Origin of the sequence: Sphingobacterium sp. HJSM2_6 (assembly GCF_049316305.1) — a bacterium.
GTDB lineage: Bacteria > Bacteroidota > Bacteroidia > Sphingobacteriales > Sphingobacteriaceae > Sphingobacterium.
Genome location: NZ_JBMOXB010000004.1, coordinates 192,181 through 205,971, shown reverse-complemented (window position 1 = coordinate 205,971; position 13,791 = coordinate 192,181). Strand labels below are relative to the sequence as shown.

Annotated in this window: 11 protein-coding genes; all 11 read left to right on the top strand. The window is 37.3% G+C overall.

Going from position 1 to position 13,791, the window contains the following annotated elements; translation table 11 throughout:
* The first annotated feature begins 7 nt into the window (after nucleotides 1-7).
* The 11 genes from ACFRAE_RS05765 to ACFRAE_RS05715 all read left to right on the top strand — a co-directional run bounded on the left by ACFRAE_RS05765 (nucleotide 8) and on the right by ACFRAE_RS05715 (nucleotide 13,782).
* Complete coding sequence (locus ACFRAE_RS05765) at nucleotides 8-1,903, top strand: RagB/SusD family nutrient uptake outer membrane protein (RefSeq protein ID WP_422796178.1); 1,896 nt, start codon at nucleotides 8-10, stop codon at nucleotides 1,901-1,903.
* A gap of 10 nt (nucleotides 1,904-1,913) precedes the next feature.
* Nucleotides 1,914-2,606 (top strand): DUF3823 domain-containing protein, encoded by a 693-nt coding sequence (locus tag ACFRAE_RS05760; RefSeq protein ID WP_422796177.1) that lies wholly within the window; start codon nucleotides 1,914-1,916, stop codon nucleotides 2,604-2,606.
* A 10-nt stretch (nucleotides 2,607-2,616) separates the two neighbouring features.
* The gene (locus tag ACFRAE_RS05755; RefSeq protein WP_422796176.1) at nucleotides 2,617-4,530 is read left to right on the top strand and encodes a GxGYxYP domain-containing protein; all 1,914 of its coding nucleotides are present in this window, start codon (nucleotides 2,617-2,619) and stop codon (nucleotides 4,528-4,530) included.
* Between the two features lie 22 nt (nucleotides 4,531-4,552).
* A complete protein-coding gene (locus tag ACFRAE_RS05750; RefSeq protein WP_422796175.1) occupies nucleotides 4,553-6,841 on the top strand; it encodes a GH92 family glycosyl hydrolase in 2,289 nt (762 codons plus the stop codon).
* 10 nt (nucleotides 6,842-6,851) lie between these two features.
* On the top strand, nucleotides 6,852-8,147 hold the full coding sequence (locus tag ACFRAE_RS05745; protein WP_422796174.1) for a hypothetical protein: 1,296 nt from the start codon (nucleotides 6,852-6,854) through the stop codon (nucleotides 8,145-8,147).
* Nucleotides 8,148-8,213: 66 nt separating this feature from the next.
* Complete coding sequence (locus tag ACFRAE_RS05740) at nucleotides 8,214-9,197, top strand: metallophosphoesterase family protein (protein WP_422796173.1); 984 nt, start codon at nucleotides 8,214-8,216, stop codon at nucleotides 9,195-9,197.
* Nucleotides 9,198-9,388: 191 nt separating this feature from the next.
* Entirely contained in the window at nucleotides 9,389-10,219 is an 831-nt protein-coding gene (locus ACFRAE_RS05735; protein WP_422796172.1) for a class I fructose-bisphosphate aldolase, read from the top strand.
* A 7-nt stretch (nucleotides 10,220-10,226) separates the two neighbouring features.
* On the top strand, nucleotides 10,227-11,348 hold the full coding sequence (locus ACFRAE_RS05730) for a Gfo/Idh/MocA family protein (RefSeq protein ID WP_422796171.1): 1,122 nt from the start codon (nucleotides 10,227-10,229) through the stop codon (nucleotides 11,346-11,348).
* 25 nt (nucleotides 11,349-11,373) lie between these two features.
* Entirely contained in the window at nucleotides 11,374-11,937 is a 564-nt protein-coding gene (locus ACFRAE_RS05725) for a D-lyxose/D-mannose family sugar isomerase (protein WP_422796170.1), read from the top strand.
* A gap of 25 nt (nucleotides 11,938-11,962) precedes the next feature.
* Nucleotides 11,963-12,991: a carbohydrate kinase family protein gene (locus ACFRAE_RS05720; protein ID WP_422796169.1), complete on the top strand. Its 1,029-nt coding sequence runs from the start codon at nucleotides 11,963-11,965 to the stop codon at nucleotides 12,989-12,991.
* Between the two features lie 125 nt (nucleotides 12,992-13,116).
* A complete protein-coding gene (locus tag ACFRAE_RS05715; RefSeq protein WP_422796168.1) occupies nucleotides 13,117-13,782 on the top strand; it encodes a 3-keto-disaccharide hydrolase in 666 nt (221 codons plus the stop codon).
* Nucleotides 13,783-13,791: the final 9 nt, after the last annotated feature.

The window sequence follows — 13,791 nt, the reverse complement described above, 5'->3', positions numbered from 1 at the left end:
TGAAATCATGAAAAAACATATCATATTATTAACGGCCATTCTATCGATGTCTTTCTACAGTTGTAGGGACGTGCTAGACTTGAAACCATTAGATAAACTTGATTCTGAAACTCTCTTTTCTACACCTGATGGAGTAAGAATCTACCTTGCAAATTTATATGGACAATTACCCATTGAGGATTTTTCTTACGGCAGGTTAGGGTTTAATACCGCAAATCAAAATACGGGCGGTATTGCACCGTCCACACAAACTGACGATGCGGCTAATTCAGAATTTAGCCATCTGTTGGATGGCGGTGGAAATTTTCAATGGTGGGATCAAGGTTATAAATTAATTCGAGACATTAATTTACTATTAGAAACGATTCCGACGATAACAAGCCTTTCAGATACTGATAAATCACAAATTATTGGTGAAGGCCATTTTATGCGTGCATACACTTATTTTGCATTAGCAAAACGTTATGGAGGAGTTCCTATTATTAGCGCAGTACAACAATATACGCCGGATGTAGCGAGCCTACAAGTTCCTAGAAGTACAGAAAAAGAAACTTGGGATTTTGTATTGCAAGAGTGTGATGCCGCGATTTCTAGCCTACCGACTTCGAGAACTGCAGATAATCGCAGAGCCAATAAGTGGGTCGCTTATGCTTTAAAATCTAGGGTAGCATTACATGCAGCATCAATCGCTAAATATTGGTCTAAAGCTCCCCTATCTGGGCCAGCAGTAACTGAAGGTTTGGTGGGACTAAATGCTTCCGATGCTAATTCCTATTATGAACAATGTATCCAAGCTTCCAAAGCAATAATGGATCAAGGTGGTTTTGGTTTACATAAGCCAAGTCCAAGTTCTCCAGAAGAGGCAACAAAGAATTATATGGAGATTTTCCAGAATCCTAATAATGCATCTAACGAAATCATCTTTTTAAAAGGATATGCCATTCAGGGTTCTTCAGGTCATAGTTATGACTTTTGGTTTAACCCTAATCAGACGACAGACGGTGCTCCACATCCAGGAAGGATGAACCCAACCTTAGAATTTGTAGACTTGTATGAAAGCTACGATAATCCTGGGTTTAGTGCACCTGTAGTAACCACAGCCGATGGAAATATCAATGATTATAATGGATACAATGCGAGCAAAAATTATTTGCGATTTGATACCCCATATGATATCTTCAAAGGTAAAGACGCAAGACTATGGGCTACTGTTATTTTACCAGGAACAGAATGGAAAAATAAAACCATTGTCATCCAAGGTGGTTATATTCAACCAGATGGTGCTGCTAAGATTGAAACCAAAGAGTCTATTTCCGTAAATGGAAAAACCTATTATACTTATGGTGCTGCCGAATGGACTGGATATTCAGGTTTTGAAGTCTACCTAGGGAATATGACACGTACCGGATTTAGTTTTAAAAAGTTTCTAACTCCTTCCGCTTTACCACCAAATTTATTGGCTTCGACCAACGATTGGATCGAGTTTAGATATCCTGAAATTCTATTGAACTATGCAGAAGCTGTTGTTGAAAGTAATTATTCACTAGATGACGCTAAGACAAAGGCTAAAAATGCCATGAATGCTATTCGCAAAAGAGCTGGACATACCGTTGATATTAATTTGGATTTAACCAATGTTTTGAGGGAAAGAAGAGTGGAATTGGCTTTTGAGAATCTCCGTTACTGGGATTTAATCCGTAGAAGAGATTTCCATGAAAAATTCAATAATTCTATACGGAAGTCCCTTGTACCTATTTTGGATTTAAGGGTTAGTCCAGCAAAATATATTTTTGTTCGCAAAAACCTTTCTAGGGAGCATCCATTGACATTCCCAACCAATTTTTATTATTGCCACATTCCTGGCATTGGGTCTAATGGTTTAGTTCAGAATCCTCAATATTAACCTAACGATCATGAGAAAATCAAATCTAATACTTTTAACACTTGGTCTAGCATTCTTATTTAACGCTTGTAAGCTAGACAACTATGACGCACCGAATGGACAACTAGTAGGTCAAATTATTGATATTGAAACCAATGAGTTGATTCAACAAGATATTATACGTGGTACGACGATTAAACTCATTGAACACGGTTATGATCCTGTAACCCCACAATACCTGCGCGTTAAAACTGATGGCACCTATGCAAATACCTTGTTGTTCGCAAACACCTATACGGTACAACCTGATCAGCGGAATTTTGTACAGATTGATGAACAAGAAGTGGTCATCTCCGCCAATAGTAAATTGGATTTTAAAGTACAGCCTTACATTCGGGTGAAGGATGCAACAATCGTAAAAAATGGGGATAAGGTTACCGCAACATTCCATATCGATCAAACGGTAAGCGAAAATGTTCGGAAAATCGGATTGTATGCGCATACAGAGCCAATTGTAGGCGAGCCTATCCGCTTATTTGCCTCAGAATTGAATCTGAATAGAGCGGTGGATGAAAGCGAAGTGATGACCTTAGAAATTAACGTAAAAGAGAATTCTTCCGTATTCAAATCTGGACAGCAGTATTTTTTTAAAATTGGTGCTGTAATCAATATTCCTGAAGCCAAATTTAATTATGCTCCTGCTGTACGTTTGGCTGTAGATTAAAGTTTAGACAATGAAAGTAGTTAATAATTTCATTTTTATATGGGTTGTTTCCATGCTGATTAATTATCAGCATGGATTCGCTCAATCTAAAAATCCCATTGGGATTTTTGATTTAGGGTATACCCTAGAACCTGATTTCAACGATAAAGAGAAAGCCAAAACGGCATGGGATCATACCCATTTTATTGCTTCCCTTCAAGGGGTCGTGAATAAAAAGGAACCCAATCTTTACATTCACCTCATAAAAACGGGCGAGGTAGATATAGATCGCTATTGGTGGTCAAAATATCGGAAAAAGAATAATTGGCTAGCCAATAGAGATACTATCGAATTTAACAACTTAGAATCCTTAGTTCACTTTTATAAAAATCATATAAAAGGAGCAGTCGTTTATGATCCATTGGTAGCCTCCACGAGTAATGTGGCCTCTGCAGTAGCGGGTTCAGACAATTTGGTGGCTATTCGTTTCGATCTTGACCCAAATAGTGTTTATTCCAAATTGGTTAAGTCTGGGCCTAAAATACCGGTAAAAGTTTGGTTAGTTGAGCCCAATGGCAAGTCTATTTTTAAAGGGAAAGGCATCATCCCTAAAACGAAACGTATGTCTACAGGTTCTGCAAAAAATGATGCATACATCTGGTATATTGAAAATTACTTCAAAAAAGGAAAAACAAATGCAGAATTTGGAGCCTATTACATTGATCAAATTTGGTTAAACAAGCCAACTGCTGTTGGGAAGAACCATCATACATTATCCAACCACGACTATTTTATTAGTAAAGGTGCTTTCTTCTTTGATTTAAGTCCATGGCAAGATGAGTCAGCGACAGATGATTTGACGCAACCACTAGGTACGGACTTAAATACTTTAAAAGAATTTTTGTTATTGGCCTATAAACAAAATGAAAATGGCAAAAAATTCACGCATATTGGAGGGTTCCCACCATGGGCTTATAAATACACCAAGCATGCGGGTGGAAAACATGAAGATGTTCCTACAGAGTGGGAATATTCTCGAATTATAAGTGCCTATAATGCTTTTAAAGATGCGGATGCCATTGGCTTTGGCGCCTTAGCAAATGCTTCCTTCTGGCAACATTATCCGCTTAAAAAGGAATATCCCCAAAAATGGGTTACTGATGAGGAATTAAAATCGAAAGGTTACCTAGATGAACAAGGGAAATTAGTCGATAACGGAAAAGATTATTACCTTTTTTATGTAGGAGATTATGATGCTTCATCCTGGCTTTCCCAAACAACAGCTTGGATCTGGGACGACCCTAACCGTGGGAAAGTACCACTGATGTGGTCCATTAGTCCTATTTTGGCTCGTAGAGTTCCCATGGCTATGGAGTATCGCTGGGAATCGGCCACAGCTAATGATTATTTTGCTGCTGCAGATAACGGCGCGGGATACTTAATGCCGGGAATGCTTCAAATTCCTAGACCTATATCCAATCTTCCAGATGCTACCGACCAATGGGCCGAACACAATATCCCATTTTATAAACAGTGGGGAATGAGTATCACCGGATTTATTATTGATGGAGAGGCTCCTGGCCTCAATAAAGCGGGCATGGATGCCTATGCCAAATTCAGTCCTAATGGCATTGTACCGCAAAAAGTTCCGCTTAGTCTTTTATATGAGGAAATGCCTGTTTTGAAATCTGATGAGGATGTCAATCAAGAAAATCCCAAAGATGCTGCTACTGTTATTGTCAACAGAATCGCCAATAGACCCATCAAATTCCATTGGTTTAGAAATATATTGAAAACTCCGACTTGGTATGTTCAAGTGGTGGATGAAGTAAAAGCGAAGAATCCAAATGCAATACTATTGGATGCCCCTACATTTTTTGCACTTTATAAAAAATATTTATTAGAAAACCCTACTGCTGCTCGTAGCGATTGGTTTTCAAAATAACAAAAAACAAACATCAGCACTTATGAGATTGAACGTTTTATTAATAACCCTTTCCCTATTTGCCATACAACTATACAGTTCCATAGTTAAAGCGCAAACAACCTTTAATGCCGTTGACTATGTCAATCCACTTATGGGTACCGATTCAAAATTTGAATTGTCTAATGGGAACCAATACCCCGTAATCGCTTTGCCATGGGGAATGAATTTTTGGTCAGCGCAAACAGGAAAAATGGGAAATGGATGGTTGTATCAGTATTCGGCGGATAAAATTAGAGGCATTAAGCAAACCCATCAAGCGAGTGTTTGGATCGGTGATTATGGCCAGTTTTCTTTATTGCCTACGACTGGAGAAATCAAAGTGGATGAAGATGAACGAGCGAGTTGGTTTTCACATAAATCGGAAATTGCCAAACCACATTATTACAGTGTATATCTAGCAGATTATAACACAACAGCCGAAGTAACTCCAACAGAAAGAGCTGCAAAATTTCGGTTTACATTTCCAAAATCAAAGCAATCGCATGTAATTATTGACGCTTTTGATGACGGATCTTATATCAAGATCTTGCCTGAAGAGCGAAAAATAATTGGCTACTCAACCAAAAATAGTGGTGGGGTTCCAACAAATTTTAAAAATTATTTTGTAATCATTTTTGATAAAGATTTCTCCACATCTTCTTTATACGAACACAAGGAAAAACAGCAAGGATTAGAATTTAAAGGTAAACATGCCATTGCATCAATCACTTTTGACACGAAAGAATCAGAGAAAGTACATGCACGGGTAGCTTCATCGTTTATTAGCCACGAGCAAGCGGAAATCAACCTGAAAGAATTAGGGAATGATACGTTTGAAACGATTAAAAAGAAGGGAGAACAATCTTGGAATAAAGAGCTCAGTAAAGTGAAAGTAGAGGGTGGAACAGACGAACAAATTAGCACATTTTATTCCTGCTTATATCGCTTGTTATTGTATCCTCGCAAATTTTATGAATTCAATAAGGAAGGTCAAATGGTTCACTATAGTCCTTATAATGGACAGGTTGTTCCTGGCTATATGTTTACTGATAATGGATTTTGGGATACATTCCGAGCAGTATTTCCATTTTTCAATTTGATTTATCCACAGATGACCAAAGAAATCATGGAAGGCTTAGCAAACACGTATAAAGAAAGTGGTTGGCTACCTGAATGGGCTAGTCCTGGTCATCGTGAAAGTATGATAGGGTCAAATTCAGCTTCTTTGATTGCTGAAGCTTACTTAAAAGGAGACAAAAAATTTGATATTCAAACCTTGTATGAAGCACTTCTTAAAAATTCGGAAAATGAGGGGCCTTTAAGTAGCGTGGGACGTAAAGGTGTAAAATACTATAACGAACTGGGTTATGTGCCATATGATGTTGGCATTAATGAGAATGCGGCTAGGTCATTAGAATACGCTTACAATGATTTCTCGATCTATAAACTTGCCAAAGCTCTTAACCGACCAAAAGAAGAGATTGACAGGTTCAAATTGAGGTCTCAGAATTATAAATTGTTGTTTGACCCATCCACGGGATTAATGCGTGGAAAAAATAAAAATGGCGAGTTTCAATCTCCATTCAATCCTTTTAAGTGGGGAGATGCATTTACCGAAGGTAATAGCTGGCACTATACCTGGTCTGTTTTCCACGATATCCAAGGACTGTCCGATATGATGGGGGGAAAGGAAGCTTTTGCCAACAAATTGGACTCCATCTTCATTATGCCGCCTATTTACGATGAAAGTTATTATGGCATAGTCATTCATGAAATTCGCGAAATGCAAATTATGAATATGGGACAGTATGCGCATGGTAATCAGCCCATTCAACATATGACGTATTTATATAACTATGCTGGTCAACCATGGAAATCGCAATATTGGGTTCGCGAAGTAATGGATAAACTCTATCATTCCGGTCCAGACGGATACTGTGGGGATGAAGATAATGGGCAAACTTCTGCCTGGTATGTTTTTTCTGCAATGGGCTTTTATCCCGTTTGTCCAACGATGGATGAATATGTAATAGGCTCGCCTTTATTTAATAAAGTGACTCTGACCTTGGAAAATGGAAAAACATCAGTAATCCAGGCTTCACAAAATAAAAAAGCGAACAGATACATTCAATCCGCAACCTTAAATGGAAAAAACTTGTCTAGAAATTGGATAAAACATAGTGAACTGTTGCAAGGTGTTCAGTTGAACTTTGTGATGTCTGAAAAAGAAAATAAAAAACGAGGTATTAATCAACAAGATTTCCCCTACTCACTGAGTAACGAAAAATAACTAAGAAAACATGAATTTGACGAAAAGATTAAGTTTAGCATTCTGTGGTCTTGCGATAATCCTATCCTGCAACGAGAAATCAAAAGCCGATCAACCTATTCCAACCATCGTACAGGATTGGAAAATTGAAAATGGCAAACTGTATAAAAATGGTAAATGGGTGTTTCAAAAAATAGGTAAGCCATTGCGCAATTTTGCTGATGCAAAAGCTGTTGAAGGGTTAATCAAAGACTTACCTATACTCAAGCAAAAAGGATTCACAACCATAGAACTGAATTGTTATTGGCATCATTTTGACATTAATGGGGATGGTCAAATTGACTTTTCATTAAATCCTTTAAAAAGACTAATCGACAGCATCTACCATTTGGATATGATCCCTTGCTTATCTGTGGAAACTTATGCGGTCGGAGGTGGTCAACTTCCAGAGGGATTTTGGACTAGGTATCCTGATTCGGATGCAATAAATGCCCTTGGAAAACCAGTAAATGATACGGAATATGGTTTTGGTTCTCGAGTGGTATCCATTTTTCATGATGGTTATCGGAAGACGGCAAGAGAATTTATAAAAAATTTAACTAAAGGAATTGACCATAAAAAAGTGCTGTTTTTTGAAACTACGGTTGAACCGCAGTATATGGGAACCATCGATTTATGCTACAGCACACATGCTCGAAAAGCCTATGCGGAATGGATCAGCAAAAATCAAATTCAGAATGCCAAAGCTATGCCTGAAACATTTCCTATTCCTAAATCATTTATCGAAGATCCTATCTGGAATAAGTTCCGTGCACAATTCTTAGCCAAATGGATTAATGAAGATGCCCAAGCATTTCGAGAAGTTGCTGGAAAAGATGCCTATATCGCTGTAGATTATTTAGATGCTGATGAGGAATCCATGATTAAAAGAAATGGGAATCCGGAAGAGTTTCTTGCAAATATTAATGCGGCAAACATCATTCAAATCAACTGGACTTGGTATTTCCCGGAAGATAAACCAAATCAAAAAGCTTATGATCGGGTTCATTACGCCAATAAGAAATACAACAAGAATTGGTCAATAGCTGAACATATGACTTTTAATGGAAGTGATTTTAATCATTTTTCTACAGAAAGATTGAATGAAATCTTATTGAATACATTAAATCAAGGAAATAAATTTGGTTGGGAATTCGTGTCTATTGAAAACAATACGAAAGGAAGTTTTAGTATGTATAACGACGATTGGAGTCCTAAAAAGCCGATGGCCGCAGTTGATGATCATTGGAATACCTGGTTGGAAAAAATCTATACCACATACAAGTAATAGCTCAGAGGAAATTTAGGCCATATTAACAAAACTATTAAGCGAACTATCATTAAGGTTATACGCATGAAAAGAAGAGATTTTTTGAAATCAGGTGCATTGATATCGTTATCACAACCAATAGATCACGTTGTCACCAAAATAAATCCGGCTCATCAAATTCGAGTAAATTCGCTTAATTCAAGCGATACGACAACTCAATTGTATTTGAGCAATTTTAAGGAAAAACTTAAGTTCATGCAGATAACTGATCTGCATTTTAGCGATTCTAATTTAGATGATCCGGGTTTTAGTGATTATAGCGATAGAATGAACAATGCGTATAAAAGCGTAAGACATTATAAGAACAATCAAGAAACCAATACGCTAGATCTCTTCAAAGGAATATTAAATCATGCGGTAAAAAATGAGGTAGAGTTACTCATGCTTACAGGTGACATTTTTAATTATCCATCAAAGCCAGCAGTAGCTAAACTTATAGAGGTTTTAAAAGAAACGAATATTCCATTTTACTATACCTCTGGAAATCATGATTGGCATTATGAAGGGATGTTAGGGCCTATGGAAAAACTGCGAAAAGATTGGATTAATCAAGCTTTAAGTCCAATGTATGGCTCCTTAAATCCTTACTACTACAGTGTAGAGAAAAAAGGAATTAATATGATCGTGATAGATAATTCCACTTACCAAATTTCAGAAGAACAATATAATTTCTTTCGTCAGCAGCGCTTAACAGGCAAACCAATGATTCTTTTTGTCCATATCCCAATTTATATGCCTGGACTTCCAGTGAGCACCTGTGGACATCCCAACTGGGGAGAAAGCGCCGATGGGGGGCATGAAATTGAGCGCAGGGAAAGATGGAGTGCTACGGGAAATTCTACCTGGACAAAGCGATTTGTTGAAGAATTACAGCATGCAGAAAATCTTTTATGTGTTTTTACAGGACATCATCATGAGAATAGAGTTACCAAGCATCAGGATGTATACCAAATTATTTCATTACCGGCTTTTCGCGGATATTACAGAATGATAGAGCTATCCAGTTAATTGAGTAATTATTTTATCCAAATGATTTTTAAACAAATGATATAAACCTTTTTATACAAATTTCAAAGTAGGATATTTCTAGTTTATAAATCAAAGCAATCATACTTGTATATACAAGTATATAATAATTTATTATATTTGCATCGTTGCAAAAAGTAAAAGAAAAAAACCAAACAACAAAAATTATAGAAATGAAAACATACCGATTAAATAGACTATTTAATAGTGCATCTGGCAATTGTTTTGATGTAGCAATTGACCATGGATTTTTTAATGAATATTCCTTTTTAAATGGAATTGAAAATGTTGGACAAGCTGTTCAAGTATTAATTGACGCTGCTCCTGATGCTATACAATTGACCATTGGTCAAGCGCAATATCTTCAATCCGTCGTTGGAAGAGCAAAGCCATCGTTGGTTTTAAGAACTGATGTAGCGAATGTATACGGAAAAGAACTACCAAGAACCTTATTTAGTCGCATGATCGAAAATCCAGTAGAGCAAGCACTAAGATTAGACGCCACATGTGTCGTTGTGAACTTGTTTAGTATCCCTGATCAACCGGAAGTGATGGATCAGTGTATACAGAATATTTTAAAAATTAAACCCGAAACTGAGCGCTATGGAATGCCTCTAATGGTAGAACCATTAGTGTTCAGACCAAACAGTGAAGCGGGTGGATACATGGTAAACGGAGATCCTTCTAAAATTATTCCTTTAGTACGCCAAGGTGTAGAACTTGGAGCAGATATTATCAAAGCTGATCCTACAGACGATGTTAATGATTACCATAAAGTGGTTGAGGTTGCTGGCAATATTCCAGTACTAGTACGAGGTGGAGGAAAAGCCAGTGATGAAGAAATTCTGCAACGTACCTATGGCTTAATGCAACAAGGAGTAAGAGGTATAGTTTACGGAAGAAATGTTGTGCAACATGCAAATCCAGCAGCAATGACTAAAGCTTTGATGGCCATCGTTCACGAAGGAGCAAAGCCAGAAGAAGTAATAGGTCTTTTAAAATAAAAAGTAAATGAAAACAGTAAAAATAGGTATTATAGGTGGTGGATTGATGGGTAGAGAAGCGGCTAGTGCATTTGGTCGATGGTTTGCTCTTAAAGATTTTCCAGTTAAAGTTAAGCTAACGGCAGTTTGTGATCTAAATAAGGATATTTTATCTTGGTATGAGCAAATCGATTCGGTAAAGCTTTTAACTACTGATTATCAACAATTAATTCACAGTGAGGATGTTGACATAGTCTATATTGCTGTCCCTCACAATTTACACAAAAACTTGTATCTTGATATTTTAAGGGCAGGCAAAGACTTGCTTGGTGAGAAACCTTTTGGTATAGACCTTGAAGCAGCTCAAGAAATAAGTGAAGAAGCAAAACGCTTGAATAGATTCGTAAGATGTAGTTCTGAAATGCCATTTCTACCGGGACCGCAACGTGTAATCAAAGAAATTCTATCCGGCAGTTTAGGAAAGATATTTGAAATTAAGTCGGGCTTTCTTCATGCCAGCGATATGAATGTCAACAAGCCTATTAACTGGAAAAGACAATCTGAATTCTGTGGTGAAATTGGCGTAATGGGAGATTTAGGAATGCATGCGCTACATGTTCCCTTAAGACTGGGTTGGATTCCTACACGTGTATTTGCCCAGCTTCAGAAAATTATTACGGAGCGTCCAGATGGTAAAGGGGGGATGGCCGTATGCGATACTTGGAACAATGCAACTTTGAGTACGGAGCTTAACATCGATGGAGAAATCGTACCAATGACCTTAGAAATGAAAAGACTAGCTCCTGGAGAAACAAACACTTGGTATATCGAGGTATTTGGAACTGAAGGAGGGGTACGTTACAGCACAAAAGATACTAAAGCATTCTGGCAATTCACAAATGATGCTGAACAATGGTGGAAACGAACTGATTTAGGCTTTCAAATGCCATTTGAAACAATCACTGGTGGTATATTTGAAGCTGGTTTCCCCGATTGCTTTATGCAAATGTTTGCCGCCTATGTTTTGGAAAGAGAGGGCTTGCTTGAAAATAAATTTGGATGTGCTACACCAAAAGAGGCGGTATTGTCTCATCAAATTTTCGCTGCAGCATTAAAATCTCAGCAATCAGGAAAATTTGAAACTGTATAGCACCAACAATAACCAATAAACCATTATGAAAAGATCACAAATAAACAAAGCCATCGTAGATGCTAGCAATTATTTTGCTTCAAATTGTTGGTCTTTGCCGCCTCAGCCTAGTTGGGATGTTACAGACTTTGGCCTTGCATCATTTGATTCTAAAGGCCTAGTGCTTATCAACTTGGCTAATGAGCCTGAATACTGCGAAAAATTAATGTATGCAAAAAGAAATCAGGTGACACCTGAACATTATCATAAGCAGAAAAAAGAAGATATTATCTGTCGAGTGGGCGAATTAGCCGTTGTACTTTGGACAGATATTAAGGATACACAAACCAATAAAATTACCGTTCAAATTAATGCAGAAAAACGTGAAGTTGAAGCAGGTACAGAAATAATTCTTAAAGCGGGAGAACGAATTACGATTTACCCCTATCAGTGGCATAAATTTTATCCAATATCAGAGGAGTGTATTATTGGCGAAGTATCTACCGCAAATGATGATGTCAATGACAATTTCTTTTTGGATGAACACATTGGTCGGTATCCTGAAATCCTAGAAGATGAGCCTGCATTATTAAAATTGTTGAGTGAATAGTGAGCCTGTAACCTATCATACCTAAATGAAAAATCAAAAGAAAAGAACTGGGATAATTGCTGCAGGCAATTGGATTGTCGACGATGTAAAACTTATTGATAAATTTCCTGAAGAACAATCTTTATCCAATATAATATCTGAATTCTCCAGTAATGGTGGTTCTGCATATAACATCTTGGTGGGTTTATTTAAATTAAATGCCCCGTTCCAGTTGGAAGCTATAGGCTTAGTGGGAAATGACCTCAACGGAAACATTATTCTTGATCAATGCAAAACGTTAAACATCAATATTGATCAATTGCATGTCACTAGTGAAGCGCCAACGTCCTATACCATCGTCACCTCTGCAAAAAGCACCGGCAAAAGAACCTTCTTTCATCATCGAGGAGCTAATTCCTGTTTGGGTCCAGAACATTTCGACTTAAAACTTTCAAATGCCAAAATTCTTCACTTAGGTTATTTGCTGTTACTTGATAAACTAGATGAAAAAACAAATGATGGAGAAACAAATGCAGCCAAAGTCTTAAAAGAAGCAAATGAACTCGGTTTTATTACGACTGTGGATTTAGTGAGTGAGGATTCCGAGCGATTTACGGAAATTATCCCTTCTTCCCTACCATTTGTAGATATTCTATTTCTAAATGAATTAGAAGCTTCAAAATTATCCGGAATAGATATACGAGATGATGCAAGCATCCAGCAAATGGATACCTTAGGAGAAGATGTATTTCAACAAATTTTTAAGATGGGCGTACGTCAGTGGATCATCTTACATCGACCCGAAGGAGTTTGGGCAGCTCATCGTTCAGGGGAACGCATATTCCAAGCAAGTTTATGTCTAGCGCAAGATCAGATAGTTGGTGCTAATGGAGCTGGAGATGCCTTAGCCGCTGGAATTCTGTATGGTATACATGAAAATTGGGAAATGGAAAAAAGCTTGCTATTAGGTGTCAGTGCAGCGGCAACTAGCCTTTCAAGTGTCACCTGTTCTGATGGTATTCGTCAGGCTATGGACTGTTTGGAAATGGCGAAAATAGCAGAGTTTAAGTCGTAAATTACAATAAACGGATTGCAAAATCAATCTTTCGAACAAATAGAATTCCGATTGTATATACAAGTTTGAAAAATCTTTCTATTTTTGTTTAAACCTGAATATCTGACCTTTAACAATTATAAACTATGTTAACTTTAAGAAGTCAATTTCCTATAATCAAAAGGCTAACGACCTTACTTCCATTATTAATTGCTGTGCTTACAGCAACTGGCCAACCCAAAGAATCGGAAGATGGTTGGATTTCACTTTTTGATGGAAAAACACTTAATGGTTGGAAAGCCAATGAAAATCCCGAAACATTCAGCGTAAAAGATGGAGCTATACAAGTAAATGGCGATCGCTCCCACTTATTTTACACAGGAATGGTAGGAAACCATGATTTCAAAAACTTCGAATTAAAAGTCGACGTGATGACTTTCCCAAATTCCAATTCAGGCATCTATTTTCATACCGAGTACCAAGATCAAGGATTTCCGTCCATTGGCCATGAGGTTCAGGTCAATATTTCGCATACCGATTGGAAAAAGTCTGGAAGTTTATACGACGTTATTAATGTCGACAAGGTTCCTGCTGTGGATAAAGAATGGTATACCCAACATATCATAGTAAAAGGAAAGAATGTGAGAATTTTAATCAATGGAAAATTATTATATGAATATAATGAACCTGAATTAAAAGCAGCCCCAAAATCAGGAAGATCCATCTCAAGCGGAACATTTGCTTTACAAGGACATGATCCAGGCAGCAAGGTATTATTCAAAAACATACGCGTAAAACTACTTCCCAATTAATATTTGAAC